Source organism: Arsenicicoccus sp. UBA7492 (assembly GCF_002479615.1).
GTDB classification, from domain to species: domain Bacteria; phylum Actinomycetota; class Actinomycetes; order Actinomycetales; family Dermatophilaceae; genus Arsenicicoccus; species Arsenicicoccus bolidensis.
In genome coordinates this window covers 1-26248 of record NZ_DLOE01000009.1, presented here as the reverse complement: position 1 = coordinate 26248, position 26248 = coordinate 1, and the positions used below count along the sequence as shown (strand labels likewise).

Sequence of the window (26248 nt, the reverse complement as noted above, 5' to 3'; positions counted from 1 at the left end):
TACCTCAGGCAGGTCTGCCGGCGGCGAGGTCCGCGGCGGTCACGCCGGCGAGGGCGCGGCGCACCGACGGCACGGCCGCGACGAGGCGCTGGGTGTAGGCGTGCTGCGGGTCGTCGTAGACCTGCGCCGTCGGCCCGCTCTCGACGACCTGCCCCTCGTGCATCACCGCGACCCGGTCGCACACGTGCCGCACCACGGACAGGTCGTGCGACACGAACACCAGGGTCAGCGACAGCTCGCGGACCAGGTCGTCGATGACCCCCAGCACCTGCGCGCGCACCGAGACGTCGAGGGCAGAGACCGGTTCGTCGGCCAGCAGGATCCCCGGCGACGGCGCCAGCGCCCGCGCGATCGCGATGCGTTGCCGCTGCCCTCCCGAGAACTGGTGGGGATAGCGCCGCGCGGCGTCGGGCGAGAGCCCCACCGACGACAGCAGCTCGCCGACCCGCGCGTCGACGTCGACCGTCCGCGCGAGCCCCAGCGCGTGCAGCGGCTCGGCGACGATGGTCCCGACCCGGTGGCGCGGGTCGAGCGAGCTCATCGGGTCCTGGAAGACCACCTGCAGGCGGTGCCGCAGCCACGCCAGCTCACGGTCGGACGCCCGCGTGACGTCCCGCCCGTCGACGGCCACGGTGCCGCTCGTGGCCCGGTCGAGCCCGGCGACGATGCGGAGCAGCGTGGACTTGCCCGATCCGGACTCCCCCACGACGCCCAGCTTCTCGCCCGGCGCGACCTCCAGGCTCACGCCGCGCAGCGCCCGGACGACGGGGGCGGGCTCGAGCAGCCGGCGACGCGGCCGGGGGTAGTCCCGCGTGACGTCGTGCACCGCGATGGCCGGGGTCGTCATACGAACATCTCCGTCTGCGCGGGGTGGTGGCAGGCGAAGCCCCGCTCCCCCAGCGGGCCGGGCTCGGTCGTCCACGGCGGCGTGACCCGGCACGCGTCCGTGGCCTTCCAGCAGCGGGTGCGGAACACGCAGCCCTCGGGGAGCTCACCCGCGGGCGGGACGGACCCGGCGATGGTCCGCAGCCGCCGGGTGGCGGGATCGACCGCGAGGTCGGACGCCGCGAGCAGGCCCTGGGTGTAGCGGTGACGCGGATGCCGGAACACCTGCTCGACGGGGCCGGCCTCGACGATGCGACCGCCGTACATCACGGCGACGGACTCGCACACGGTCGCGACGACGGCCAGGTCGTGGGTGATGAACAGCAGCGCCGCGTCACGGGACTCGACGCCGCGCACGACGAGGTCGAGCACCTCCGCCTGCACCGTCACGTCGAGCGCGGTCGTGGGCTCGTCGCAGATGAGCAGGGCGGGGTCGTTGGCCAGGGCGATGGCGAGGACCACCCGCTGGCGCTGGCCGCCGGACAGCTGGTGGGGATAGGCCCGGGCGAGGTCCGCGGGATCAGGCAGCCGGACGGCCTCGAGCAGCTCGGCGGCCCGGGCCCGGGCCGCCGCCCGCGACGGCTGGGTCCCGTGGATGGTCATGGCCTCGGCCACCTGGTCGCCGACGCGCATCGTGGGGTTGAGGGCGGTGAGCGGCTCCTGGAAGACCATGGCGACGTCCCGGCCCCGGACCGCCGACAGCTCCTCCTCGGACGCGCCCACGACGTCATGCCGCACGCCCGCGAGCCGGATCGACCCGCTCGCCCGCAGGGTGCGGGGCAGCAGGCCCATGATGGCCAGCGAGGTGATCGACTTGCCAGAGCCCGACTCGCCGATCAGCCCCACCCGCTCCCCCGGTGCGATCGTCAGCGACACGTCCTCGAGCAGGCGGGTGTCCCCCGCGTCGATGGCGAGCCCGCTGATCTCGAGCACGTTGCCGCTCATCGGCGGTCCTCCAGCGTGGGGTCGAGCAGGTCGCGCAGGCCGTCGCCCAGCAGGTTGAAGCCGAGGACCGCGAGGGCGATGGCGAGCCCGGGGATCCAGGCGAGGCGGGGCGTCTGCCACAAGGTGGCCTGGCTGTCGTAGAGCATGCGCCCCCAGCTCGGCACGTCGGGCGGCGTCCCGACCCCGAGGTAGGACAGGCCGGCCTCGGCGAGGATCGCCATGCCGAAGGCCACGGACGACTGCACGATGACGAGGTTGGCGACGCCGGGCAGCACGTGGTGCACCGCGATCCCGAGGGGGGTGCGGCCGGCGGACCGGGCGGCCATGACGTACTCGCGCTGCATGATCGACAGCACACCCGAGCGCGTCACCCGCGCGAAGGTGGGGATCGACGCGATGCCGATCGCGACCATCGCCACCGTGGTCGAGCCGCCGCGCACGGCCGCCAGCATGATCGCCAGCAGGAGCGCGGGGAACGCCAGCAGCAGGTCGTTGGCCCGCATCACCAGCCGGCCCACCAGGCCGCCGCGCATGCCCGCGAGCACGCCGAGCGGCACCCCCACGACGGCGGCCAGCCCGACCGCGACGATGCCCACCAGCAAGGTGGTGCGTGCGCCCACCATCAGCCGCGACAGCTCGTCCTGGCCCAGCCGGTCGGTGCCGAGCGGATAGCCGGCCATCGGGCCGCGCAGCGCCACGGACCCGTCGGTGAGGCCGGGCGGGTGCGGGGTCCAGACGAAGCTGACCAGCGCCGTCACGACGACCAGCCCGACCAGGACGGTGCCGACGACCAGCGACGCGTCGACCCGACGACGACCACGGGCGGCGGAGGATGCGGGGGTCCGGCTGCTCATCGCGCCCCCGTCCGCAGGCGGGGGTCGAGCACCAGGTAGAGCACGTCGACCAGCAGGTTGATCAGCAGGACCGCCACGACCAGCACCATGACGACGTCCTGGACCACGACGAGGTCGCGGTTGCCGACGCTGTCCAGCAGCAGCGACCCGAGCCCAGGTATGACGAACACCCGCTCCACGACGACCGCCCCGATGAGCGTCGTCGCCAGCTGCAGGCCAAGGACGGTCATCACGGGGACCGACGCGTTGCGCAGGCCGTGCCGCACGAGCGCGGGCCCGGGACGCAGCCCCTTGGCGCGGGCCGTGCGCAGGTAGTCCTCGTGCAGCACGTCGAGGATGGCGGACCGCACGTAGCGCGCCAGCACCGCGGCCTGCACGATGCCCAGAGAGAGGGCGGGCAGGATCAGCTGCTTGACGAACATCGCGGGGTCCTGCGCGGGCGGCGTCCACCCGTTGGCGGGCAGCCAGCGCAGCTGCACGGAGAAATGGCTGATGAGCAGCACGCCCACGAGGAACGCCGGCACGGCCACCCCCACCTGGGACAGCGCCGCCAGCACGACCCCGGCGGGTCGTCGGTGGTGCAGCGCGGTCAACGTGCCGAGCGGTATGGCCACCAGCACGGCCACCACCATCGCGGCGAGGACGAGCAGCAGGGACACCTGGAGGCGGTCGGCGACCTGCGGGGCGATGTCGGCGCGGGACACGTAGGACTGGCCCAGGTCGCCGGTCACGAGGCCCCGCAACCACTCGGCATACTGCACGACCAGCGGCCGGTCGAGCCCGAACTCGTGCCGAAGCGCGGTCACGGCCTCCTCGGTCGCGTTGGTGCCGAGGGCCACCCGTGCGGGGTCACCCGGCAGCAGCACCATGAAGCCGAAGACGAGGACGCTGCTGACCAGCAGCGACACCAGGAAGGTCCCGACGCGGCGCAGCAGTCCGAGGAGCATGGGCTGGGGGTCGGGGTCGGAGGTCAGGACCGCGACAGGTGCGCGAGGTCGAGGGTCTCGCCGACCGCGTTGGTCGGCAGGCCGGTGATGTCCTTGTCGGCGACGACGAGGTTGGGCATGAGGAAGAGCACGTCCGACGCGGCGTCCTCGGCGGTGAGGCGCGCGACCTTCTTCATGTGCTCGACCTGCTGGGCCTCGGTGCCGGCGTCGGCCGCGGCGAGCTCGGCCTGGACCGCCTTGTTGTCGTACTTCGTGTAGTAGTCCGGGTTGCCGAACATGCGCCCGATGTCGCGCGGCTCGACGTGGGCGACGATCGTCAGGTCGTAGTCCGCGCCCTTGAACACGTCGCTGAGCCAGGTCGGGAAGTCCACCTGGTCGATCGAGACCTTGAGCCCGGCCTGCTCGAGGTCGGACTTGACCACCTGGCCGCAGGTCGTGGCGTAGGGCGCGGCGGGCAGCCGCAGCCGCAGCGTCTTGCCGGCCGCGCCGGTGTCCTTGAGGGCCTGGGTCGCCTTGGCGCGGTCGAACGGCGCGACGCCCGTGAGGTCTTCGTACCACGGGTCGGTCGGCGGGACCATGGCCCCGAGGAGCGTGCCGTGACCGGCCCAGCAGGTCTGCAGGAGGGACTTGTGGTCGATGGCCTGGCGGATGGCCTGACGGACGGCCTTGTCCTTGAGCAGGGGGCGTGAGCTGTTCATCGTGAGCATGACCTCGCCGTTGGTCGTGCCCTCGATCACCTTGTACTTGTCGTTGGACGTGAACTGCTGCAGGGACTCCGGCGACTGGACCGTGCCGATGACGTCGATGGTCCCCGACAGCAGCGCGTTGCTCAGCGCCGCCGCGTCCTTGATGTAGCGCAGGGTCACCCGCTCGAAGTAGGGCTTGGCGCCGTGGTAGGAGTCGTTGCGGCGCAGCACGATCGAGTCGCCGCGCCGCCACTCGCCCAGGGTGTAGGGGCCGGTGCCGACAGGCTTGGTCGCGAGGTCCGCGACCCCGGTGCGGCTGAAGACCGCGCCGATGCGGGTGGTCATCGCGTAGAGCCAGGAGTTGCTGGGGCGGGCGAGCGTGACCTGCACCTTGGTCGGCGACACGGCCTTGGCCTCGCTCACGACGTCCATGGACTTCTTGACCGAGACGGCCCAGTCGGACTTGACCCGGTTGATCGAGAACACCACGTCGTCGGCGGTGAGCGGGGCGCCGTTGCTGAACTTCGCCCCCTCCACGAGGTCGAAGGTGTACGTCTTGCGGTCGGGGCTGATGGTCCAGCTCTTGGCGAGCGCCGGCTGGACAGCGCCCTTCTCGTCGACCTTGACCAGGCCCTCGTAGACGTTGCCGAGCAGCGCCTGCGCGATGGCCGCCCCGTCCGACTTCGTGAAGTCCATGCTCGTGGGCTCGAGCACCAGACCGATGGCGACGTCCTTGCTGCCCGCGCCGGCCTGGCCGGAGGCGCTGCCGCTCGAGCCCGTCGTGGAGGAGCCGGCGTTGCACGCCGACAGGGCGAGGACGCTCGCGGTGGCGACGGCGACGATCGCGCGTCGGCGGAACAGCTGGGTCATGCACGTCTCCTGCTCACGGTGGTGCTGCCGGCCCGCCTGCGTCGGTGCCGCGGGTGCGCCAAGTCTGACACGGCGCGCCGCGACGTCTGACGAGGTCAGTCGACGACGCGCAGCCGGATGGTCTCCGGCAGGTCGTGCAGCTCGGCGAGGGCGCCCTCGTTGAGGGGCGAGTCCACGTCGGTGACGACATAGCCCACGTGGCCCTGCGTGCCGAGGAGCTGGCCGCCGATGTTGACGCCGTGCGAGGCCAGGATCTGGTTGACCTTGGCCAGGACGCCGGGGGTGTTGGTGTGGAAGTGCGTGAGGCGGTGGTCCCCGGGGACGTGCTGCAGGGTGAGCGCCGGCAGGTTGACCGACAGGGTGGTCGTGCCGTAGGCCACGAAGTCCCGCAGCTTGCCCGCCACGAACCGGCCGATGTCCTCCTGCGCCTCCTCGGTGGACCCGCCGACGTGGGGCGTGAGCACCGTGTTGGGCAGGCCCTGCAGGGGCGAGCTGAACGGATCGCCGGACTTCTTGGGCTCGACGGGGAAGACGTCGACGGAGGCGCCGGCGATGTGCCCCGACTGCAGGCTGTCCCGCAGCGCCTCGTAGTCGACGAGGAAGCCGCGCGAGAGGTTGAGGAAGAGCGACCGGGGGCGCATGCGCTCGAACTGCTCGCGGCCGAAGAACCCCGCGTTGCCGTCGCGCCCGTCGACGTGCAGGGTCACGGCCTCCGCGATGTCGAGCAGCTCCTCCAGGCTGCTGCAGCGGCGGGCGTTGCCCAGCGCGAGGCGGTCCTGGATGTCGTAGAAGTAGACCTCCATGCCGAGCATCTCGGCGACCACGGACAGCTGCGAGCCGATGTTGCCGTAGCCGACGATGCCGAGGCGACGCCCGCGGATCTCGTGCGAGCCCTTGGCGTCCTTGCGCCACACGCCCTCGTGCAGCGCCTTGTCCTTCTCGGTCAGCCGGCGCGCCATGACGATGATCTCGGCGAGGGCCAGCTCGACCACCGACCGGGTGTTGGAGTACGGCGCGTTGAAGGCCGGGATGCCGCGCTCGGCGGCCGGGGCCAGCGCGATCTGGTTCGTGCCGATGCAGAAGGCGCCGATGGCCAGCAGGTCGTCCGCGGCCTCGACGACCGCGGGGGTCACCTCGGTCTTGGACCGTATGCCGAGCAGCTGCACCCCGCGCAGCGCCTCGACGAGCTCGGCCTCGTCCAGGGCTCCGGGACGGTGGTCGACCTCGATGCCCGCCTCGGTCAGGATGGTCGTGGCGAGGGGGTGGACGTTCTCGAGCAGCAGGGCCTTCATGGCGCCATCGTGTCAGTGCTCACGGCTGGGGTGCGGGAGGCGTCCGGCATACGACTGTCCACGACGCCCGCACGACGCCTCAGGACACGCGCGAGAGCAGACCCGCGCGCGCCAGCTCCACGGCCCGCTGCCGGGCGCCGTCGAGCGGCGCCTCCGGCCCGGTGGCGCTCACCACGAGCTCGACGGGGACGACCGCCTCCCGTCGCAGGTGCGCGTCGAGCGCGTCGGCAAGGGCGGGTTCCCGACCCCACGGACCGCTCAGGACGACGCGGCCAGGGTCGAGGAGCGCGATCGCGGAGCAGAGCACACCGCCGACAGCCTCGACGACGCGAGCTCCTTTGCCCCGCAGGGGCGCTCGCCGCAGGAGCGACCCCATTGCCGCCACGTCGACCACCGTGCCCCCGTCCACGGTGAGGCCCTCGTCGACCAGCACGTCGAGCAGCCTGGCAGCGGGCCGGGCAGACCCCCTCCCTCCCACCCGCGTCGTCACGTAGGCCGCCTCCCCGGCCAGCCCCCGCGCCCCCCGGACGAGGCGGCCGTCCGCCACGAGGGCCCCGCCGATCCCTGACCCGAGGTGGAGCTGCAGGAAGGTGTCCACGAGGTCACCGCGGCGCCGACCGTGAGCCAGCTCGGCGACGGCGGCCCAGTGCACGTCGTTGTCGATCTCGGCGGCCTCGCCGACGACATCACGCACGCACGCCTCGCCCAGCACGAACGGCGACCCCTGCAGGTGGACGAGCCGCCCGGTGCGGTGCTCCACCGGGTCGGCCACCGAGACGGCGATGGACGCCTCGGCAGGCGAGCCGCCGTCGACCAGGTCGCCCAGCACGGCGGCCAGCTCGGCCAGGAGCTCGTCGGCGGTGACGGTCAGCCCCACCGGCCGCTCGACCCGCCTCACGAGATCGCCTCGCACGTCGAGGGACTCGCCGACCACGAGGTGCGGTCCGGCGTGCAGGGCCACGGCCAGCCCGGCCCCCGCGGAGAGCTCGTAGTAGGTGCCCGCCCTCCCCCGCGAGCCCTCCTGCCGCCCGGCCTCGCAGAGCACGCCGAGCTCGCCCAGCCGGCGGACCGACTCCGAGACGGTGGGCTTGGACACGCCTGTGGCCTGCGCGATCTCGGCGCGGGTCCGGCGCCCGAGGTCGATGACGGACTCGAGCACGAGCCGGTCGGTGGCCCCGCGCACGAGGCCCAGGCCCGTCGGGGCGTCGGTCGTCGACATACGGCCCTCGTCTCTCGCGCGGACCGTTGCCCGACGCGGTTAGTTAGGAACCCTTGCAAAATAGCAGATGCCGTGCCACTCTTTTGGTAAGGAGCCCAAACGAAGTCGATGGAGATGCTCATGACGGTCACCGACCTGCCCGCCCTCCCCCACTGGGAGACCACCCCCGAGGACCTGCCCGCGGCCATCCGCGAGGTCAAGGCCGCGCTCCGCGCCCGGATCGCCGCCAGCGGCCGCACGGTCGAGGAGGTCTTCGCCGTCGTCGAGGCCAAGGTCCGCGAGGAGGTCGAGGCGATCCGCGCCGACCGGGAGGCGGGTCGACCGGTCTGGCCCGAGATCGCCTACGCGGACATCGAGGCCGGCACGGTCCCGGACGACCAGCTCGCGCTCCTGCGGCGCCGCGGCTGCGCGATCGTCCGCGGCCACTTCCCCCGCGAGCAGGCCGAGGCATGGGACCGCGAGGTCGTGGACTACGTCGACCGCAACCGGTTCTTCGAGGACTACCGCGGCCCCGGCGACGACTTCTTCGGGACGGTGGGGTCCAAGCCCGAGATCTACCCCGTCTACTGGTCGCACCCCCAGATGGAGGCCCGGCAGCACCCGCGGATGGCCCGCGTGCAGGCCTTCCTCAACGGGCTGTGGCGGCACGAGTCCGAGGGCCGCAGCTGGTTCGACCCGGGTCGCGACTCGCTCTATCCCGACCGCATCCGGCGCCGCCCGCCGGGCGCCTCAAGCCAGGGCCTGGGCGCGCACCTCGACCCCGGCACCCTGGACCTGTGGATGAGCGAGGGCTACCAGCGCCACTTCCGCCACCTGTTCGACGGCTGGCCCGAGGCCTACGACCCCTGGGACGCGGCCTACCGCACCGAGGCGGCGCAGTACCCGGGATCGACCATGTGCTCGGCCTTCCGGACCTTCCAGGGCTGGACGGCGCTGTCCGAGATGCGCCACGACCAGGGCGTGCTCTACACCGTCCCGATCCCGCACGCGATGGCCTATCTCATGCTGCGCCCGCTGCTGCCGGACGTGCCCGACGACTCGATGTGCGACGTCACGGTCAACCAGGTCTTCCCCGCCAACGAGCGGTGGCACCCGCTCCTCCTGGAGGCCACCGCCGGCATCCCCGACGTGGCGCCCGGGGACTCCGTGTGGTGGCACTGCGACATGATCCACGGGGTCGAGCCGGTCGAGGACCAGCAGGGTTGGGGCAATGTGATGTACATCCCGGCCGCGCCGTGGTGCGCCAAGAACGAGGCCTACGCCGACCACGTCCGCAAGGCCTTCCGCGCCGGCGAGTCGCCCTACGACTTCCCGGAGGAGCACTACGAGTCGAGCTGGCCGGACCGCTTCCGCGAGGACGAGCTCTCCGAGGTCGGACGACGCGGGATGGGCCTCACCGACTGAACAGATCGGCTGACCGACCGGCACACCGCTGAGCCGCCCGCTGGCTCAGCGGTGCTCGCCCGCGTCGACGTCGCGGTGCCAGGAGCAGGTGCGATAGGCGGTCTCCCAGCCCAGGGAGCGATAGAGCGCGTCCGCGCCGGTGGGCGAGTCGTCGTCGACCTCGAGCCCCACCCGGTTGCGCCCCTGCAGCGCCGCATCGCCGATCACCGTGCGCAGCAACGCCTTTGCCACGCCGCGGCCGCGAGCCCGGCGGTGCACGCCGATGTAGTCGACGTAGCTGCCCTGCACGCCGTCCCGGTCCGGGGCGACCACCGTGCCGACGAGGGCGCCGCCGGCGAGCCAGGCTCCCCCGCCCTCCGCGTCGTCGCGCACCTCGGCCAGCCACCAGGAGTCCCACCGGTGACCCGGGTCCTCCTGCAGGCGCTGCACGAACTCGGGGAAGCTCTCGCGATAGCTGTTGAAGTGGTCGGCGAAGGACTCCTCCAGCATCTCGTGGATGATCTGGATGTCCTCGGCGACGGGAAGCCCGTTGGTGTGCAGACGGACTCGCCTCACCCTGACCCCGTCCCGAGGGACGGGGAGGGTGGCCGGGTGGTCGGCCTCGGGGTCGACCGGCCGGGTCATCTGCAGCCAGGTGCGCGTATGCCGGAAGCCGGCGCGTCGCAGCCACCCCGCCTGGCGCTCGTCACCGGCATACGAGCCCATGTCGATCTGGGTGGAGCCCAGGCGTCGCAGGTGGGCGATCGCGCGGGCCGCCTCCTCGACGCGGTCGAGCAGGGCGCGGGCCACCGCACCCTCGATGTCCTTGGCGTCCTGGGGCTCGACGCCCTCGTTGCCCTCGGCGCCCGCGCCGAATTGCTCGTCCAGGCCCGGCTCGACCGTGACGTGCGCGAGGACGCGACCGGCGGCTCGGTCGTGGGCCGCTGCCCAGCCTCGGACCACGCCTGCTGGGTCGACGGCCACCGCCTGCCGCCGCGTCCAGGAGGCGACGCCGGTGATCTCGTGCAGCACGGTGCGGACGTCCGCCGTCGCGCCGGGGACCGCCCGGTCCGTGACGGCGGCGCGCAGCCAGGCGAGCCGTTGGACGTCGCGCTCGTCGGGGACCCGCAGCGTCCAGCCGGGAGGCAGTCCCTCGACGGGCAGGGTGGCGGGGCGGAGGGACGGCGGTGTCGTCTCGGGCATGCCTCCCATCATCCCAGCCACGCCACCTGGCCGCCCATCACGGCGTGGGCGCCCGCCCCCCGGGATCCGGGAGACGGGCGCCCACGTCCGTGCAGCTCAGTCGTGCAGCTCAGCGGGTCAGTGCTTCTTGGTGACCGCCTTCAGGGCGTCCACGATGCCGTCGCCGTAGAAGTTGTTGAACTCGGTGGTGCCCGTGCAGGTCGCCGTGTAGGCGGCGGAGACGCCGGGGTAGACCATGGTGGCCGGGTTCGGGCAGGCGTGGTCGGTGGCGGTGCGCATCAGGATCTTCTCGGTCTGGTTGGGGGTCAGCGCCTTGCCGCCCTGGCGCGGGTCACGGTGTCCCCAACGGTCGACGATGAGCGCGGCGACGCCGGTGGCGTGCGGCGCGGCCATCGAGGTGCCCTGCAGGTAGGTGTAGTAGCCGTCGCCCTGCTTGATGACGAAGTCGTTGGTGGGCTCGCCCGTCACCGGGTCGATGTCGCCCTCGGCGATGCCGACGGCCTTGGGCATGGCGGCGAGGATGACGTTGCCGGGCTTGCGGTACTGAGGTGTGCCGTAGTAGTCGCGGATGTCGCCGCCGGGAGCCGCGACGTCCACGGACGTGAGGCCATAGCTGGAGTAGTAGGCCTTGCGCGTGGTCGGCCCCACGGACGTGACGGTGAGGACGTGGTCACCCTCGGTCGGCAGGTCGAGGCAGGAGTTGTCGATCTGGCGCGTCTTGGCCGCGCCCTCCGGGTAGTCCGGGGAGGAGTCGTCCACCGTGGGGTTGTCCAGGTCGGTGGCGGAGTTGCCGGCGGCGGCGATCAGCGTGACGCCCTTGCCGCGGGCGTAGCGCAGGGCTCGGTTGGTGGCCTCGATCGTCAGACGCTGCTGGGCCTGCTCCTCGGCGGAGTCGGCCGGGTTGTTGGCGCAGTTGAACGCCCACGGGTCGATGTAGTAGCTCATGTTGACCACGTCGATGCCGTTGTTGCCGGCGTAGGTCAGCGCCTTGACCGTCGGCTCGAGGAAGAAGTAGCCCGAGTCCTGCCCGGCCCGCAGGTTGACGATGCTGGCCTCGGGAGCGACGCCGGCGATGCCCTGGCCGTTGACCGGGGAGGCGATCGTGCTGGCGACGTGGGTGCCGTGGCCGCCCTCGTCGACGGTGGCCGGGTCGTCGCAGGAGCCGTCAGGGTCGGTCGAGCAGGCGCCGTCGATGTCGGGCATGTCGCGGGTGAAGTTGCGCGACAGGGCGAAGTCGAAGTTGGGGCGGATGTCCGGGTGGGACGCGTCGACGCCGGTGTCGATCACGCCGACGCGGACGCCGCGACCGGTGGCGATGCGGTGCGCCTCCGCGGTGTGGATCATCCGCATGTCCCACTGCAGGGGAGCGAGCGGCTCGCCGTTGGTGTTGACGTTGGGTGCCGGGGCCTTCTTGCCGCGACCCTGGGCACGCTCGGCGCGCAGCCGCTCGATGTCCGACGTGGAGGCCTTGGCCGGCGTGCGCCTGAAGCCGACGACGCGGTCGGCGGCCGCGGTGTCCACCGCTGCGGAGTCGCGCACGTCGGCGGTGAAACGGGTCTTGGTGGTGGTGACGGAGTAGAGGCCGATGGCCGAGTCGACGGAGGTCACGGTGCCTCCGGCGCGGGTGATGGCGGCGCGGACGGCACCGTCCTGAGCGCCGTTCTCGGCGAGCACCAGGACCGAGCGAGCGGGTCCGTCCTGGTCGGCGGAGGCGGGGGTGGCTGCGGCGAGTCCGGCCAGGACCGTCGAGGCACCGAGAGCGGCGGCCAGGACACGACGTTGTGTGGTCACGATGGGCTCCTGCGGGGATGGGGGTGGGGACCGCCCGATTAGGGGGGATTGTCCGATCCTGCCCCTGCACCCTGGCTGGGGGTAGCGCCAGACGGGTGTACTTGTCCCGTGGGGGATTTCGCCTCTGGCCGCTGACCCGCGGCGAGGGCAGCACGCGACCGTGACTCGTTGGCGACGGCCGGGTCCGACATCAGCCACCGGGTGGTGGCGGTGGCGGCGCGCCCCAGCGGACGGCCCACGGCCCGGTCGAGCCCCGCCGTCATCTGGTCCGGGAGGACGGAGAGCCCGAGCATCCGTCGCGACCACGGCGGCAGCGTCGAGATCGCCCCCGCGGCGAGGGTCCAGTAGCCCAGCCCGGCCACGCGGTCGATCGGCGGCGTCAGCAGCAGGAAGCGCGCCGCCTCGGTCGCGGCCGGGGTCGTCACCAGCTCCGCACGGTAGGACTCGATGGTCTGCATCAGCTCGTCATACGTCTGGGGCAGGGCCGCCAGGTCGACGCCGAGCCGCGAGGAGACCTGCGCCGTCTGGGCGACGTACTCGTCGAGCTGCTCCCGCGTGAGCGGCCGGGCGCCGAACGCCTGGTGCGTGGCGAGGAAGCTCTCGGCCTCCGCGGCGTGCACCCACCGCAGCAGGTGGGGGTCGTTCGCGGCATACGGCCGGCCGTCGGGGGCCGTCCCGACGACGCGTCCGTGCAGGTGGCGGATCGCCCCGATGGTGGCCTCGGCGTGCCGGACCGTGCCATAGGTCGTGATGGCGATGTAGTGACTGGTCCGCTGCAGCCGACCCCACGGGTCGCCCTTGTAGCCGCTGTGCTCGGCCACCCCGGCCATGGCCGAGGGGTGGAGGGACTGCAGCAGCAGGGCGCGCAGCCCGCCGCTGAACATGCTGGTGTCGGCGTGGACCTGCCAGATCGCGTCGTCGGGTCCGAACCACCGCTCCCCCACCTCCCCCCAGATCTGGTCGGCCCGACGGTCCGCGTCCGTGCCGGCGATCCGCTCGCGCAGCCCCAGCGCCGCGCGGGTCCGCAGCCGTGCCCCATGGTCATGCTCCCACCCCTGTCGCATGCCCCCAGCGTCGCAGGCCGACGGCGCCCTGACGAGCCCCACCGCCCCGGCTCGAATGAATCGATCGGGTGACGAACCCGTCGAAGGTTCCTCACCGGTGCTTCAATGACGCAGGTCCCGATCCGACCCCCACCAGCGAGGGAGTGGCGATGACGCCGCACAGGCTCGTCAGGAGGATGACCGCCGCGATCACCGCGAGCGTCACCTGTCTCGCTCTCGCCGCGTGCGGCGACGGGGGCGACCCCAACGCCCCCCTGGGGGTCAAGGACGGTCGCCTCACCGTGTGGACGCTGGACTCCCAGCCGGACCGTATGGGGGCCCAGCGCAAGATCATGGAGGCCTTCACCACCAAGACCGGCATCCAGACCGAGCTGGTGGGCATCGACGAGGCGCAGTTCCCCCAGCTGATCGCGAGCGCCGCGCAGTCCGGCACCCTGCCCGACGTCGTGGCCTCGCTCGGGCTCGGGTCGGTGCGCCAGATCGACCAGTTCGGGCTCGTGGACCGGGACGCGACGACCAAGGTCGTGGACCGGCTGGGCCGCGACACCTTCAGCCCGGCGATGCTGGACCTGGAGACGCAGGACGGCAAGGTCCTCGCGGTCCCCTCGGACTCGTGGTCGCAGATCCTCGTCTACCGCAAGGACCTCTTCAAGGCCAAGGGGCTCAAGCCCCCCACGACGTATGCCGACCTGACGGCCGCCGCCAAGGCCCTGACCGCCGAGGGCAAGAAGGGCATCACCCTGGCCACCGACCCGGCCGACCCGTTCACCTCACAGAGCTTCGAGACGCTGGCGCTCGGCAACTCCTGCCAGCTGGTCGACGACGCCGGCGCGGTGACCCTGGGCGACCAGCGCTGCCAGCGCACGTGGGACCTCTACGCCGACCTGGTCCGCAACTACTCCCCGCAGACCAAGCAGGACGTCGACACGACCCGGGCGTCCTACTTCGCCGGCGAGTCCGCCATGGTCCTGTGGTCGGCCTACCTGCTGGACGAGATGGCGGGCCTGCGCGAGGACGCCCTGCCCACGTGCCCCGAGTGCAAGGACGACCCGACCTTCCTCGCGCGCAACAGCGGCGTCGTGACGGCGGTCCGCGGCCCGGACGGCACCGGCAAGGGCTCGTTCGGCGAGGTGGCGGGCTGGGCGCTCATGCGCGGCTCGGACGTCGACCAGGGCGGCCGGCTGATCGAGCACGTCATGACCGACGGCTACCAGGCCTGGCTGGGCGTGGCGCCCGAGGGCAAGTTCCCGACCCGACCCGGCCCCACCAAGGGCTCCACGGCGTACGTCGACGCCTGGGCGAAGCTCCCCGCCGGGGTCGACACCAAGAAGCCGCTGGCCGAGGTCTATCCCCCCGACGTGCTGGCCTCCATCCGCAGCTCGGCGAGCACCATCGACCGGTGGGGCATCGCCCAGGGCCGGGGCATCCTCCTGGGAGCGGTCACCTCCGAGCTGCCGATCCCCAAGGCCGTGGCCGGCATCGCGTCCGGCAGCCTCGACGCCCGTCAGGCCGCCGAGCAGGCCGCCACCGCGGTGGACGACATCAGGAAGGACCTCAACTGATGAGCACCTCCGCCACCACGCCGACGCCTACGCCCGCACCCGGTCCCTCCGGACGGGCGGGCCGGCGCTGGTCGGCCGCCCGTCGCGACAACCGCGACGGCTGGCTCCTCGTGTCCCCCACCGTGATCGTGGTCGTGGCGATCGTCGTCATCCCGGTGCTGTGGAACGTCGTCCTCGCCTTCCAGAAGCTGTCCTTCCTGCAGATCCGGCGCGCCGGCATCGACGGGCCCTACACGCTGGAGAACTTCCGACGCGTCCTCACCAGCGCGGGCTTCCTGGAGTCGATGTGGACGACGGTCGTCTACTCCGTCGGATCGACCGCCGGGTCGATCGTCCTGGGGCTGATCGCCGCGCTGGCGCTGCGCAACCGGTTCCCCGGGCGCGGCGTCGTCCGCGCTCTCATGCTCCTGCCGTACGTCGCCCCCGTCGTCGCCGTCGCGTTCGTGTGGCAGATGATGCTGGACACGCAGTACGGCATCGTCAACGTCTACGGGCAGAAGCTGCTCGGGTGGGACGGGCCGCTCGACTTCCTCGGCCGGGAGCCGTTCGCGCTGGTGACGGTGATCGCGTTCGAGATCTGGCGCTACTTCCCGTTCGCGTTCATGTTCATCATGGCGCGGCTCACGGCGGTGCCCCGCGAGATCGACGAGGCGGCGCTCGTGGACGGGGCCACCCCCACGCAGCACTTCTGGCACGTGCTGCTGCCGCAGCTCATGTCGGTCATCGCCCTGCTGTCCGTGCTGCGGGTCATCATGACCTTCAACAAGTTCGACGACGTCTACCTGCTCACGGGCGGCACCGCGGGCACGGACATCGCCGCGGTCCGGGTCTACGACTACCTCACCGGGCGCTTCGACGCCGGCGGGGCGGCCGCCCAGGCCGTCGTGCTGTCCCTGGTGATGGCGGTCTTCCTGATCGTCTACCTGCGCTTCATGGCCCGGCACGAGGGACAGGAGGACTGACATGAACCGCTACGCCGTCGAGACCTCGGTCCTGCGCGTCCTGCGCTGGCTGACCATCGCGTTCCTGCTGGTCATCACCGTGTTCCCCTTCTACTACATGGTGATGCTGAGCTTCACGCCCATCGACTCCCTGCTGCAGAACCCCGGCCGGCTCCTGCCGGAGTGGTCGACGGTCACGACCGAGACCTACACCAACGTCCTCGCGCCCGTCGAGGAGGAGGGCCAGGGCTTCGCGCAGCTCATGCGCAACTCGGCGGTCGTGTCCCTCGTGACCGTGGCCCTCACCCTGGTCGTGGCGATCCCCGGCGCGTATGCCGTCAGCCGCCTCGCCTTCAAGGGTCGCCGCCAGGTGGGCGCGCTGTTCCTGTCGGTCTACCTGTTCCCGTCGATCGTCCTGGCGATCCCGCTGGTCATCGCGTTCGCCAAGCTCGGCCTCTACCAGTCGCTCCCGGGCCTGATGCTCGTCTACGTCGCCCAGACCGTCCCGGTGTCGATCTACATGCTGCGCAACTACTTCGAGACCATCCCGGCGACCATCGAGGAGGCGGCGACCCTCGACGGGGCCAACCGCTTCCAGACCATCACCAAGGTCGTGCTCCCCCTCGCCATGCCGTCGATCATGTCGACCGGGCTCTACATCTTCATGATCGCGTGGAACGAGTTCCTCTTCGCCCTGCTGTTCCTCGCCGCCAAGCGGGACCTGTGGACCGTCTCGCTCGGCCTGTCCCAGCTCTCCAACGGCGTCGAGGTGCCCAAGACGGTGCTCATGGCCGGGTCGGTCCTGCTGACGATCCCCGTGATCGTGCTCTACGGCATCGCGGAGCGCTGGCTCACCGAGGGCCTGACGAGCGGCGCCGACAAGGGCTGACGCCGCCCGTCAGGGTGGCCCAACGGCCGGGTGGAGCGGGTGGAGCGGGTCAGTCGTCTTCCTCCGGCTCGAAGGTCGAACCCTCCTTGTCGGCGCCGGCACCCGCGCCCGCGTCGTTGAGCTCGTCGAGGCTCGTGGTCCCGTCGCTGCCGCCGGTGGCCTGCTCGGCGTCGTCGCCGGTGAGGCGCTGGTCCTCGGGTCGCTGCTCGGACATGGCGTGCTCCGTTCTCTCGCACTACTTCTCGGTGGGCCGCTCGACGGCCGCCTGATGGCGACCCCGGGTGGCCCCGGGCTCTCGTCATACCCCCGCAGCCCCTCCCGTCAGACCACCCGGCACGACGACGCGGGTCGCACTAGGGTGAGCGCACCCCCGCGCCGCGACGCCGGCGCCGTGACGAGCGGAGCCCCTCATGACCTTCGAGTACCTCGCCGATCCCTCCGGCCGCCCCGCCTGGGAGGGGGTCCTGCCGGGTCGCCCCCACCCATTCTTCCTCGAGGCCGGGCAGGGCGAGCACGCCAAGCTCTTCGTCGACACCTTCTCCGTGCTGCTCAGCGGGGACGAGACGGAGGGGCAGTTCGGGGTCTTCACCTCAACCTGCCCGCCCGGTGAGATCATCCCGACCCACGCGCACGACCAGACCCACGAGACCTTCTACGTCCTCGAGGGCGCGATCCGGCTCTACGTGCAGATGCCTGACGGCGACCAGGTCTCGCGCCGGCTCGGCACCGGCGACTTCGCGTTCGTGCCGGCCGGGGCGGAGCACGCCTACCGGATCGAGGAGCCCACCCGCCTCATGGGGGTGTCCAGCGGCGGCTTCGAGCGCTTCTTCCAGACCATGGGCACCAAGGTCGACGACCCGACGGCCGACACCCCGCCGTTCGTGCCCGACGGGCCGCGGATGGGCGCGGCGGCGCAGCAGTTCCACATGGACTTCCTGCCCGGGTTCGACTGGTCCCGGGCCTGAGCCGTATGCCGACCGCGCCCTCCCCGATGCCCTCCGGACAGGCAGCGGAAGCAGGCCCGCTGCCCGAGGCCACCCTCACCGCAGCCGGCGTGCGCGTGCTGCGGGGCGTTCCCTATGCGTCGCTCGACGGCGTCCGCCCCCTCGAGCTGGACCTGTATCTCCCTGCGCCGCAGCCCGGCCCACCGCCTGATGCGCGTGCTGGTGCACGTGCTGGTGCGCGTGCTGGTGCGATCGCCGACGTGCGGGGCTGCCCGGCCGTCGTGTTCCTGCACGGCGGCGGCTGGCGCCTCGGCAGCCGCCGATCGGCGGGGCCGGCGTTCTCAGGAGTCGTCAGCCCCTTCGAGCGCGTGGCGGCGGCAGGGGTCGCGGTGGCGAGCGCGGACTACCGGCTCAGCGGCGAGGCGTCCTGGCCCGCGCAGCTGCACGACGCCAAGGCCGCGGTGCGCTGGCTGCGGCACCGCTCCGGCGAGCTCGGGATCGACCCCGACCGCATCGGGGCGTGGGGCGAGTCGGCGGGCGGCCACCTCGCGGCCTTGCTCGGCGTGACCGGGACGCTCGCCGCCGACGCGCCGCTCGAGGGCGCCGTCGGGGTCACCGGGGTCTCGTCGGCCGTGGCGACCGTCGTCGCGTGGTACGCCCCCACCGACCTGGTCGGCCTGCCCGGTGACCTCGGCGCCGACCCGGCCGCCACCGACAGCCGCGAGGCCCTGCTCCTGGGTGGCGCCATCAGCGAGCGGCCGGACGCGGCGGCCGAGGCGGGGGCGGTGACCCACGTGCACGCCGGCGCTCCGGCATACCTGCTGGTCCACGGCGAGGCCGACCGGCTGGTCCCCCGCGCCCAGAGCATCCGGCTCGCCGCGGCGCTCGAGGCCGCCGGGGTCGAGGTCGAGCTGGTCCTGGAGCCCGGCGCGGACCACCTGTGGCGCGGCAGCGACGAGGCCGCCGAGGACGCGCTGCGCCGCACCGTGGAGCACCTGACGACGCGCCTGGGGCCGAGCCCGCTCAGATGACGTAGCTGTCGGCGCTGCGCGCTGCCCCGCGCATCGCGGCGAGGTCGTACGGAGTGCGCTGGTAGACGTAGTAGTTGAGCCAGTTGGCGTAGAGCAGGAAGGCGTGGCTGCGCCAGGTGACCCGCGGCGGCTGCGTCGGGTCGTCGTCCGGGAAGTAGCCCACGGGGACGTCGATCGGCAGCCCCTTGGACGCGTCGCGGTGATACTCCAGGGACAGGGTGTCGGCCTCGTACTCCGGGTGACCGGTCACGAACAGCTGCCGCCCGTCGCGCGACTGCGCCAGATAGAGCCCCGCGGTCTCGGAGGTGGCCAGCACCTGCAGCTTGGGGTGCGCCTGCACCTCCTCCAGGGGCGTGCCCGTATGCCGGGAGTGCGGCGCGGTGAACGTCTCGTCGTAGCCGCTGACGATGCGGGCGCGCGGGTCCAGGACGCGGTGCTCGAACACGCCGAACATCTTGTCCGGCAGCTCCATCTTGCCGATCCCGTAGTGCCGGTAGAGCCCCGCCTGGGCGCCCCAGCAGACGTGCATCGTGGAGTAGACGTGATCCGCGCTCCAGTCCAGGATCTCGCACAGCTCGTCCCAGTAGTCCACGGCCTCGAAGGGCAGCTTCTCGACCGGCGCCCCCGTGATGACGAGGCCGTCGTAGCGCTCGTCACGGATCTCGTCGAACGTGCGGTAGAAGGTGTCGAGGTGCTCGGTCGAGGTGTTGCGGGACTCGTGGGAGCACATCCGCACGAAGGTGATCTCGACCTGCAGCGGCGAGTTGGCCAGCAGCCGCAGGATCTGGGTCTCCGTGACGATCTTGGTCGGCATGAGGTTGACGATCGCGATGCGCAGCGGGCGGATGTCCTGGTGGCCGGCGCGCTCGGTCGACATGACGAAGACGTTCTCGGACTCGAGCGTGCGGCGCGCCGGCAGGGCGCGGGGAACGGTGACCGGCAACGGGATCGACCTCCTCGATCGGGTGGACCTCGATCGAGGCCCGCGTGACCGCGTCGGCGGAGGCCGCGCGGCCGGGTCTGCCCTCGAGTGGCACCGGCGCGGAACCGGGTGCCGAGCGACCTCCTCGAGGTGATCGGTCGCTGCTCTTGACCCACGGCAAGGGTGCCACACGCGCGCCCGCACCGCCGACCCGCTCCCACCGGGCGAGATGGGGAGCGGGTCTCTGCTGTGGCGGTCGGCTGGCGGCTGGCGGCTGGCGGCTGGCGGCTCGCTCCTAGCGGCTCGGCTCGCTCGCGACCGGGGCCGGAACGTCCAGTCGCCGGTAGGCCTCGCCCTGCGCCGGCCGCGGGTCCTCCTCGCCGCGGCGCGGCCACAGCGAGGTCGCCCGCTCGGCCTGGGCGGTGATCGTCAGCGAGGGGTTGACGCCGAGGTTGGCGCTGACCGCGGCGCCGTCGAGCACCGAGATGCCCGGGTAGCCCCACACGCGCTGGTAGGGGTCGACCACACCCGTCTCAGGGTCGTCCGAGATCACGGCGCCGCCGAGGTAGTGCGCCGTCATCGGCATGTCGACGACCTCGCCGACGCTGCCCCGCGCGTCGGCCGGGATCCCCGTCACCGTCTCCAGGTGACGGGCGATGGATCGCAGCGCCGCGTGGCCGGCCGGGATCCAGGTGGGGTTGGGCTCGCCGTGCCCCTGCTCGCTCGTCATCGAGTGCCCGCCGAGCGGCCCGCGCCGATAGCTGGTCGTCAGCGAGTTGTCGCGGCTCTGCATCACCAGGCCGATGACCGTGCGCTCGCTCCAGCGCCGCAGCCACAGGGACCGGGCGGCGCCGAGCGGGTCGCGAGCCACCTCGCCGAGGTAGCGCACGAAGCGCGGCACCCGTCCGCCGCCGGGGACGAGCAGCGCGGTCAGCCCACCCATGAGGTTGGACCCGACGCCGTAGCGGCAGTTCTCGACGTGCGTGTCCTGGTCCGGGTGGAAGGACGAGGTGATGGCGACGCCCTTGGTCAGGTCCATGCCCGCCGGCACGCGACGGGTGCCGGCCCCGCCGATCATCTCGGAGTTGGTGCGCGTGAGCCGACCGAGGGCCGGTGACAGCCGCGGCAGGTCGCCGGTGTGCCGCAGCCGGTGGAGCAGGCGGCTCGTCCCGAAGGCGCCGGCCGCCATCACGACATACGTCGCCGTCGTCTCGCGACGGTCGCGGCCCACCCAGGCGCCGGTGCGCTCGTGCTCGACCCGGTAGCCGCGCTCGGGGCGGGACGGGTCGATGGGCCGGACCCGCGTCACGGTCCGCCGGTCCCGGATGACGGCCCCGCGCCGCTCGGCGAGCGCGAGGTAGTTCTTGACCAGGGTGTTCTTGGCGCCGACCCGGCAGCCGACCATGCAGCTGCCGCACTCGGTGCAGCCCGTCCGCGCCGGCCCCTCGCCCCCGAAGTAGGGGTCGGCCACGGTCTCCCCCGGCTTGCCGAAGTAGATGCCCACCGGCGTCTTGCGATAGCTCTCCTCGACCCCCATCTCGCGGGCGACGTCGAGCATCAGCCTCTCCACCGGCCCGTCGCAGGGGTTGGTGACGACCCCGAGCATCCGCGTCGCCTCGTCGTAGTGCGGCGACAGCTCGCTCTCCCAGTCGGTGATGTGCGCCCACTGGCGGTCGCTGTAGAAGGGGCCGTGCGGGCGGTAGAGCGTGCACGCGTAGTTGAGCGAGCCACCACCGACGCCCGCGCCGGCGAGCACGAGCACGTCGGGCAGCCGGTGGATCCGCTGCACCCCGAAGCATCCCAGCCGCGGTGCCCACAGGAAGTTGCGCACGTCCCAGCTGGTCTTGGCGAAGTCCTCGTCCTCGAACCGCCGCCCCGCCTCGAGCACCTCGACGCGATAGCCCTTGGCGGCCAGGCGCAGCGCTGCCACCGATCCCCCGAACCCCGAGCCCACCACCAGCACGTCGACGTCTGTCACCAGGTCCATGAGGCACCTCTCCCCCGGGACGACCCCGGCCGTATGGCGCCCCGCCCCGTCGCGTGGCCGCCCGCTGCCGCACAGTGTCGCACCCGCGGAGCCACCGCAGCGTCGTCACCCCCGCGGACCGCGGAGGCGCAGGGGCCCGGTCCTCGGGCAGGCTGTCCCCATGACGGTCCCCCAACCCGCCCTGCCCCGGCACCACGTGCGACCCCGCCGCGGCTGGCTCAACGACCCCAACGGGATGACCCGCCACGGCGGGCGCTGGCACGTGTTCTACCAGCACAGCTCCGCCGCCGCGGTGCACGACCGGATCGAGTGGGGCCACGCGAGCAGCACCGACCTGGCCCGCTGGGACGAGCACGCCGTGGCCTTCGGCCCCACCACCGGCGGGCCCGACGAGTTCGGCTGCTGGTCAGGCGTCTTCGTGCCCGGCCTGGACCGCCCCGCCGTGGCGTACTCAGGCGTCGTGGACGACACCTTCGCGAGCACCGTGTGCCTGCGGTGGGCGCTCGACGACGACCTGGGCCGCTGGTCCGAGCCGATCGTCGTCGGTGAGACCCCCGAGGTCGACGGCATCGCGGTCATGCGCGACCCGTTCGTGTTCACCCACGGCGGCCACCGGTGGGCGCTCCTGGGGGCCGGTCTCGACGACGGCACGCCCGCCGTCCTGCTGTACTCCTGCGACGACATCCTCGCGTGGACCTACGTCGGGCTCTGGCTCACCCACGCGGATCCCGTTGCGGCACAGCACGCCCCGGCCGACATCTGGGAGTGCCCGCAGCTCGTGCGGACCGCAGGTGGCACGGCCCTCGTGCTCAGCCTGCAGCACGAGACGATCCTCGACCGCGCGGTCTGGCTGGTGGGCGATCTCGACACGGATGCGGAGGGCCGTCCGGCGTTCACCGCCCGCAGCGGCGGGGACCTGGACGCAGGGGACGTCCTCTACGCACCGCAGGTCCTGCACGACGAGCCCGAGCCGCTGCTGATGGGCTGGGTCCGACAGGACGGGATCCCCGCTGACCCGGACGACCCGGATGCCGACCTCGTGGCGGGGTGCCTCACCTTCCCTCGTCGGCTCACGGTGGAGGGGGACGTGCTCCGCAGCCGCCTCGACCCCGCGGTGGAGTCGTTGGTGGTGCCCGAGCCAGGACGCGTGGCCCCTGCAGGCCGACCGGCCACGATCGAGGACGCGGGCGTGGTGCGCGTGCCTGGAGGCGTCGGGGAGTGGCGGCTGACCGGCCTGGCGGGCGCCGTCGGGGGGCCCGTCGGTGACGGGGTCGACGTGTGGATCGACGGCGAGGTGGTCGAGGCCCATCCCCACGACGGGAGCGCACCGAGCACGTGGCGTGACGTGGGGACGCGCGTCTGGACCGTCGAGGCCGACGTCGCTGCACAGCTGGACGCGTTGGCCCCGACGTCGCGCTGAGGCCCGGCCCGTCGAGACGGCGGGCGGACGGCATACGGCAGCGGCCCCCTCCCAGGATCGGGAGGGGGCCGCTCGGTCAGCAGGTCACTCGACCGTCGACGCCGTCTTGTGCTCGAGGAGGAACTTCTCGGCCTCCTCGTTCCAGATGTTGTTGTTGCGGCCGCAGATCTCGGCGAGGCCGGCAAAGAACTCGTCATCCTTGCCCAGCTCGGCGAAGTCGTCGATCGCGGTCAGCGGCATGCGCACCCAGGGGTAGATGAGCTTCTTGCCACCAGGGATGTTGGGGTAGTTGAGGACCGTCTCGGGCACGGAGTCGAGGCCGCCGATGTGGGTGACCATGAACGACGGGTTGAGGTCGCCGCGGGCGGACATCTCGAGGGACTCGATCATGTCGCCGGTGGAGCCGCCGGAGGTGCCGACGATGTGCGTGGCCTCGTAGTGCACGTTGTAGAAGTTGAAGTCCGCGACGAACTTCTTGTCGGTCGGGCCGGCGAAGAAGTTGAGGCAGCCGTCGAACCCGAGGATCTGGTCGCCCAGCTCGACGAGCGCCTTGACCGGGGCGTAGACGAACACGTCGTCGTAGCCCTTGCCCTCGGGGGTGATGTCGCGCAGCGTCTGCACGGGGTCGCCACCGGTGGTGTTGACGTAGCGCAGGTCGACGCCCTTGGCCTTGGCGTCCTCGACGGTGATCAGGCTGGCGACGCGGTCGAGGCGGGCCTGGTCGATGTCGACGACGACGAGCAGCGACGGGGTGTAGGGGCCGTTGATGGCGTACTCGATCGCGCCGATGCCCATGGGGCCGGCACAACCGAGGAGGGCCATCTTGCCGCCCTTGACCGGGCCCATGAAGTGCTCGTAGACGAACGGCTTGGTGTGGTACTGCGCGTGAAACCCGCCGATGATGCACGACATCGGCTCGGCCAGACCGGCGTTCGCGAAGTAGGTGCCGTCGTAGTTGAGGACGCAGCCCTTGTCGATCGCGATCTTGGGGATGATCGTGTAGTGCGTGTCTCCGCCGAAGTAGGGGTAGGAGTAGCCGCTGGAGTAGCCGTTCTCCAGGCCCATGGCGGGCTGGATCGCGATGAGCTGGCCCACCTGGTAGTCGTTCTCGTAGTCGGCGCCGACCTCGACGATCTCGCCGGCGAACTCGTGCCCGGCCATGACCGGGACCTCGGAGATGTTCGGCGGGACGCGCTTGTGGTCCTCGCCGAGGATGGTGGCCTTGTACGTCGACATGCAGATGCTGTCCGACATGACCTTCATGAGGATCTCGTCGCGCCCGATGGGGGGCAGCTCGACGTCGGTGACCTTGATCTTGCCCTTGCCGTGGATGACGGCCGCTTCAGTGCGCATGACTTCACCGTATGACGTCGCCCGGCTTTTGTCTAGAGGTTGACTAAAGTTCGCAGGTGCGGGCATCCACCGTCGCCTGGCCGACCGCCGGCGACGCGCGTCTGCCCGGGCAGCCTGGCGGGCTGTCCGGGTGGACGTGTCTGTGGATGGGTCGGCTGGCGGTCGGTCGGTTGGGGGTCGCTTCGTGGTGGGTCAGGCGGTGAGGGCGTGGTGGCCGGGTGGGCGCGGGGCTGGGTCGCCGGGTGGGCGTGACGGTTGCCCGCCTGGTGGTGGCTGCCCGTGTCCGTCGTCGGGAGGTTCGCGTCCTGCGCTGGGAGCGCCCGCACCTGAGCCACCCTTCGCGCCCGCCCCAGTCCCCGTGCTCCCGCCGGCACCCGCGCCAGCACTGACGCGGTCGTCAGCGTCGGGCCCGGCGCCGCTGTCTGCGTTCAGGCTTGAGCCCGAGCCGTCGCGGTGGCCAGCGTCGGGGCTTGATGCGGCGTCTGCGTCGCTCTCGGGGCCGGTGCTGTGGTCGATGTCGGGTGGTGGGGTGGGGTGCCAGCCGGTCCAGGTGTGGGTGATGTCCCACTGGACGCGGGACCCGTCGGCGGTGACCCGCCCGGTGATGTGGTGGGCGTGGATGAACCGGTGGTGGTGCCCGCACACCAGGGCCAGGTTGGCCAGGTCGGTCGGGCCGCCGTCGGCCCAGTGCACGATGTGGTGGGCCTGGCACCACGACGCGGGCGCGTCGCAGCCGGGGAAGCTGCACCCCCCGTCACGCACCTCCAGGGCGCGACGCTGCCGGGCGGTGGCCAGGCGGGTGGTGCGCCCCACGTCCAACGGTCGACCGGCCGGGTCCAGCCAGACCGGGGTCACGTCAGCGCCGCAGGTCAGCTCCCTGGCGGCGCGGGGCCCCAGGATCGTGCCCAGGTCATCGACGCACGCGGCCGGGACCGGACACCCGCACGGCCCCCCGCCACCGGTGCCGCGCCACAGCCCGAACGCGTCCTTGGCGCGGTGCTCGCACGGCTCCAGCAACGCGTCCGGGGTCAGCACCAACGAGGCCCGCGCGGTCGCGCCCATCGGCCCCCGCACCCCTGAGGACGCCGCGATCCCCACGATGGTCAGCAACGCGTCCAGACGTCGTTGCGCCGCGGTCCGCTCGTCCCGCACCACCGTCCCATCCGGCAACGTGGAGGTCTGCGGCGCGGAGAACGCCGTCAGGGCGGCCTGCAACCGGACCTTGTCCACGTCCCCCACCACCGCGCGGAAGGCCCACAACCCGTCCCCGGTCGCCGAGAACGTGCTCACCCCCCGGCGGGACTGCTCGTGCCGGGCCGCGTGCTCCTGGTCGGCGACCGTGGCGTAGCGGGCCAGCATCATCAACCGGAACCCGTCCAGCTCCGCGCGCGCGTCCACCCGGGCGGCCAGGTCCGCGACGCCCGCCGCGACCTGCTCGTGCCTGACCGGGTCCGTGGCCCCGACCAGCTCGGCGTGCACCCGCGCCGCGTGCACCGCGTCGGTCGGGGTGACCCGCCCGGACAGCAACCCCTCCCGCAGCGCCACCAGCCCCGGCTTGTCGCAGGCCATCAGCGCGCGACGCATCAGGAACGACTCGGTGCGGGTCACGCCCGCCCCGTGGTCGGTCAACCACGCCGCGGTCGACGCCGACCCCGACTCGCGGACGGTCCCGCGGCTGGTGGCCTGGTCCGCGCACGACAGCACCAGGCCCCGCGCCGCGGTCAGCAGCGCCCCGGCGTGGGCGGCGACCTCGGCCAGGTCGTCGGTCTGCACGTGCCCCATCCCGTCCACCAGGGTGCGCACCACCTCGACCAGGCCCGGCAGGGCCTGGGACGCGGCGGTCACCTCGAGGTAGGACATGCCCTGATTCTATCGAACGCGTGTTGGGAACAACAGATCCAGTCACCTGGCTGCGCGGACTTTCACCCCCCGCACCCAAGCGACCCCGCACCGCACCCCCGCCCGTCGAACCCCGTTGACCCACAGTCACATTCACGCCCCGCCCTCTCCCGCTGCCGAACCCGTCTCGCGTCGCCGCACCCGTCTCGCGTCGCCGCACC

The 26248-nt window shown here is 72.3% G+C and carries 22 protein-coding genes; 7 read left to right on the top strand and 15 right to left on the bottom strand.

Translation table 11 applies throughout. The features are described 5' to 3' along the window. Positions 1-4: 4 nt before the first annotated feature. From B4E97_RS02300 to B4E97_RS02270, 7 genes are all read right to left on the bottom strand, one after another. On the bottom strand, positions 5-847 hold the full coding sequence (locus tag B4E97_RS02300; RefSeq protein ID WP_239264680.1) for an ATP-binding cassette domain-containing protein: 843 nt from the start codon (positions 845-847) through the stop codon (positions 5-7). Further along, positions 844-1830: an ABC transporter ATP-binding protein gene (locus B4E97_RS02295; RefSeq protein WP_286958536.1), complete on the bottom strand. Its 987-nt coding sequence runs from the start codon at positions 1828-1830 to the stop codon at positions 844-846. Before B4E97_RS02295 ends, B4E97_RS02300 begins: the two co-directional genes overlap by 4 nt. After that, a complete protein-coding gene (locus tag B4E97_RS02290; protein WP_019287148.1) occupies positions 1827-2684 on the bottom strand; it encodes an ABC transporter permease in 858 nt (285 codons plus the stop codon). Before B4E97_RS02290 ends, B4E97_RS02295 begins: the two co-directional genes overlap by 4 nt. Then, the gene (locus tag B4E97_RS02285) at positions 2681-3631 is read right to left on the bottom strand and encodes an ABC transporter permease (protein WP_286958533.1); all 951 of its coding nucleotides are present in this window, start codon (positions 3629-3631) and stop codon (positions 2681-2683) included. The genes B4E97_RS02290 and B4E97_RS02285 overlap by 4 nt, the downstream gene beginning before the upstream one ends. Positions 3632-3654: 23 nt before the next feature. Next, the gene (locus B4E97_RS02280) at positions 3655-5187 is read right to left on the bottom strand and encodes an ABC transporter substrate-binding protein (protein WP_029212284.1); all 1533 of its coding nucleotides are present in this window, start codon (positions 5185-5187) and stop codon (positions 3655-3657) included. A 95-nt stretch (positions 5188-5282) separates the two neighbouring features. Beyond that, positions 5283-6479 carry a phosphoglycerate dehydrogenase gene (gene serA / locus B4E97_RS02275; protein WP_019287145.1) on the bottom strand — a complete coding sequence of 399 codons (1197 nt, stop codon included), beginning with the start codon at positions 6477-6479 and terminating at the stop codon, positions 5283-5285. A gap of 79 nt (positions 6480-6558) precedes the next feature. Further along, the gene (locus B4E97_RS02270) at positions 6559-7698 is read right to left on the bottom strand and encodes an ROK family transcriptional regulator (protein ID WP_286958532.1); all 1140 of its coding nucleotides are present in this window, start codon (positions 7696-7698) and stop codon (positions 6559-6561) included. 120 nt (positions 7699-7818) lie between these two features. Here B4E97_RS02270 and B4E97_RS02265 point away from each other — a divergent pair, with 120 nt between their 5' ends. Then, complete coding sequence (locus tag B4E97_RS02265; RefSeq protein ID WP_286958531.1) at positions 7819-9102, top strand: DUF1479 domain-containing protein; 1284 nt, start codon at positions 7819-7821, stop codon at positions 9100-9102. Between the two features lie 45 nt (positions 9103-9147). Here B4E97_RS02265 and B4E97_RS02260 read toward each other — a convergent pair whose 3' ends face one another. The 3 genes from B4E97_RS02260 to B4E97_RS02250 form a co-directional block, all read right to left on the bottom strand. After that, positions 9148-10284 carry a GNAT family N-acetyltransferase gene (locus B4E97_RS02260; RefSeq protein ID WP_286958530.1) on the bottom strand — a complete coding sequence of 379 codons (1137 nt, stop codon included), beginning with the start codon at positions 10282-10284 and terminating at the stop codon, positions 9148-9150. A 117-nt stretch (positions 10285-10401) separates the two neighbouring features. Then, positions 10402-12075 carry a S8 family peptidase gene (locus B4E97_RS02255; protein ID WP_286958529.1) on the bottom strand — a complete coding sequence of 558 codons (1674 nt, stop codon included), beginning with the start codon at positions 12073-12075 and terminating at the stop codon, positions 10402-10404. 38 nt (positions 12076-12113) lie between these two features. Next, positions 12114-13139 carry an oxygenase MpaB family protein gene (locus B4E97_RS02250; RefSeq protein WP_286958528.1) on the bottom strand — a complete coding sequence of 342 codons (1026 nt, stop codon included), beginning with the start codon at positions 13137-13139 and terminating at the stop codon, positions 12114-12116. A gap of 176 nt (positions 13140-13315) precedes the next feature. Between B4E97_RS02250 and B4E97_RS02245 the strand changes: the two genes are divergently transcribed. From B4E97_RS02245 to B4E97_RS02235, 3 genes are read left to right on the top strand one after another with little or no spacing between them, the layout of a single operon-like run. After that, positions 13316-14701: an ABC transporter substrate-binding protein gene (locus B4E97_RS02245; RefSeq protein WP_286958526.1), complete on the top strand. Its 1386-nt coding sequence runs from the start codon at positions 13316-13318 to the stop codon at positions 14699-14701. Further along, positions 14701-15663 carry a carbohydrate ABC transporter permease gene (locus tag B4E97_RS02240; RefSeq protein WP_239266100.1) on the top strand — a complete coding sequence of 321 codons (963 nt, stop codon included), beginning with the start codon at positions 14701-14703 and terminating at the stop codon, positions 15661-15663. The genes B4E97_RS02245 and B4E97_RS02240 overlap by 1 nt, the downstream gene beginning before the upstream one ends. Before the next feature lies 1 nt (position 15664). Next, entirely contained in the window at positions 15665-16531 is an 867-nt protein-coding gene (locus B4E97_RS02235) for a carbohydrate ABC transporter permease (protein WP_019287137.1), read from the top strand. Positions 16532-16580: 49 nt separating this feature from the next. Here the strand turns inward: B4E97_RS02235 and B4E97_RS02230 are convergent, their stop codons facing one another. After that, entirely contained in the window at positions 16581-16745 is a 165-nt protein-coding gene (locus B4E97_RS02230; RefSeq protein WP_286958525.1) for a hypothetical protein, read from the bottom strand. 196 nt (positions 16746-16941) lie between these two features. Here B4E97_RS02230 and B4E97_RS02225 point away from each other — a divergent pair, with 196 nt between their 5' ends. Then, positions 16942-17496: a quercetin 2,3-dioxygenase gene (locus tag B4E97_RS02225; protein WP_286958524.1), complete on the top strand. Its 555-nt coding sequence runs from the start codon at positions 16942-16944 to the stop codon at positions 17494-17496. Positions 17497-17501: 5 nt separating this feature from the next. Further along, positions 17502-18506 (top strand): alpha/beta hydrolase, encoded by a 1005-nt coding sequence (locus B4E97_RS02220; RefSeq protein ID WP_286958523.1) that lies wholly within the window; start codon positions 17502-17504, stop codon positions 18504-18506. On the opposite strand, the gene metA is transcribed toward B4E97_RS02220, so the two are convergent. Next, the gene (gene metA / locus B4E97_RS02215) at positions 18499-19449 is read right to left on the bottom strand and encodes a homoserine O-acetyltransferase MetA (protein ID WP_286958521.1); all 951 of its coding nucleotides are present in this window, start codon (positions 19447-19449) and stop codon (positions 18499-18501) included. The genes B4E97_RS02220 and metA overlap by 8 nt on opposite strands. Positions 19450-19723: 274 nt before the next feature. Beyond that, entirely contained in the window at positions 19724-21415 is a 1692-nt protein-coding gene (locus B4E97_RS02210) for a GMC family oxidoreductase (protein ID WP_286958520.1), read from the bottom strand. A 160-nt stretch (positions 21416-21575) separates the two neighbouring features. On the opposite strand from B4E97_RS02210, the gene B4E97_RS02205 reads away from it, so the two are divergent. Continuing rightward, on the top strand, positions 21576-22835 hold the full coding sequence (locus B4E97_RS02205) for a glycoside hydrolase family 32 protein (RefSeq protein ID WP_286958519.1): 1260 nt from the start codon (positions 21576-21578) through the stop codon (positions 22833-22835). A gap of 84 nt (positions 22836-22919) precedes the next feature. On the opposite strand, the gene B4E97_RS02200 is transcribed toward B4E97_RS02205, so the two are convergent. Together B4E97_RS02200 and B4E97_RS02195 are read right to left on the bottom strand one after the other, a co-directional pair. Next, positions 22920-24188 carry an alcohol dehydrogenase catalytic domain-containing protein gene (locus B4E97_RS02200; RefSeq protein ID WP_286958517.1) on the bottom strand — a complete coding sequence of 423 codons (1269 nt, stop codon included), beginning with the start codon at positions 24186-24188 and terminating at the stop codon, positions 22920-22922. Positions 24189-24380: 192 nt separating this feature from the next. Next, entirely contained in the window at positions 24381-26048 is a 1668-nt protein-coding gene (locus B4E97_RS02195) for an HNH endonuclease signature motif containing protein (RefSeq protein ID WP_286958516.1), read from the bottom strand. Positions 26049-26248: the final 200 nt, after the last annotated feature.

What these genes read in the sequence shown, in the direction of transcription:
- B4E97_RS02300 (WP_239264680.1), bottom strand. Translation starts at nt 847, where the DNA reads ATGACGACCCCGGCCATCGCGGTGCACGACGTCACGCGGGACTACCCC.
- B4E97_RS02295 (WP_286958536.1), bottom strand. Translation starts at nt 1,830, where the DNA reads ATGAGCGGCAACGTGCTCGAGATCAGCGGGCTCGCCATCGACGCGGGG.
- B4E97_RS02290 (WP_019287148.1), bottom strand. Translation starts at nt 2,684, where the DNA reads ATGAGCAGCCGGACCCCCGCATCCTCCGCCGCCCGTGGTCGTCGTCGG.
- B4E97_RS02285 (WP_286958533.1), bottom strand. Translation starts at nt 3,631, where the DNA reads ATGCTCCTCGGACTGCTGCGCCGCGTCGGGACCTTCCTGGTGTCGCTG.
- B4E97_RS02280 (WP_029212284.1), bottom strand. Translation starts at nt 5,187, where the DNA reads ATGACCCAGCTGTTCCGCCGACGCGCGATCGTCGCCGTCGCCACCGCG.
- serA (WP_019287145.1), bottom strand. Translation starts at nt 6,479, where the DNA reads ATGAAGGCCCTGCTGCTCGAGAACGTCCACCCCCTCGCCACGACCATC.
- B4E97_RS02270 (WP_286958532.1), bottom strand. Translation starts at nt 7,698, where the DNA reads ATGTCGACGACCGACGCCCCGACGGGCCTGGGCCTCGTGCGCGGGGCC.
- B4E97_RS02265 (WP_286958531.1), top strand. Translation starts at nt 7,819, where the DNA reads ATGACGGTCACCGACCTGCCCGCCCTCCCCCACTGGGAGACCACCCCC.
- B4E97_RS02260 (WP_286958530.1), bottom strand. Translation starts at nt 10,284, where the DNA reads ATGCCCGAGACGACACCGCCGTCCCTCCGCCCCGCCACCCTGCCCGTC.
- B4E97_RS02250 (WP_286958528.1), bottom strand. Translation starts at nt 13,139, where the DNA reads ATGCGACAGGGGTGGGAGCATGACCATGGGGCACGGCTGCGGACCCGC.
- B4E97_RS02245 (WP_286958526.1), top strand. Translation starts at nt 13,316, where the DNA reads ATGACCGCCGCGATCACCGCGAGCGTCACCTGTCTCGCTCTCGCCGCG.
- B4E97_RS02240 (WP_239266100.1), top strand. Translation starts at nt 14,701, where the DNA reads ATGAGCACCTCCGCCACCACGCCGACGCCTACGCCCGCACCCGGTCCC.
- B4E97_RS02235 (WP_019287137.1), top strand. Translation starts at nt 15,665, where the DNA reads ATGAACCGCTACGCCGTCGAGACCTCGGTCCTGCGCGTCCTGCGCTGG.
- B4E97_RS02230 (WP_286958525.1), bottom strand. Translation starts at nt 16,745, where the DNA reads ATGTCCGAGCAGCGACCCGAGGACCAGCGCCTCACCGGCGACGACGCC.
- B4E97_RS02225 (WP_286958524.1), top strand. Translation starts at nt 16,942, where the DNA reads ATGACCTTCGAGTACCTCGCCGATCCCTCCGGCCGCCCCGCCTGGGAG.
- B4E97_RS02220 (WP_286958523.1), top strand. Translation starts at nt 17,502, where the DNA reads ATGCCGACCGCGCCCTCCCCGATGCCCTCCGGACAGGCAGCGGAAGCA.
- B4E97_RS02210 (WP_286958520.1), bottom strand. Translation starts at nt 21,415, where the DNA reads ATGGACCTGGTGACAGACGTCGACGTGCTGGTGGTGGGCTCGGGGTTC.
- B4E97_RS02205 (WP_286958519.1), top strand. Translation starts at nt 21,576, where the DNA reads ATGACGGTCCCCCAACCCGCCCTGCCCCGGCACCACGTGCGACCCCGC.
- B4E97_RS02200 (WP_286958517.1), bottom strand. Translation starts at nt 24,188, where the DNA reads ATGCGCACTGAAGCGGCCGTCATCCACGGCAAGGGCAAGATCAAGGTC.
- B4E97_RS02195 (WP_286958516.1), bottom strand. Translation starts at nt 26,048, where the DNA reads ATGTCCTACCTCGAGGTGACCGCCGCGTCCCAGGCCCTGCCGGGCCTG.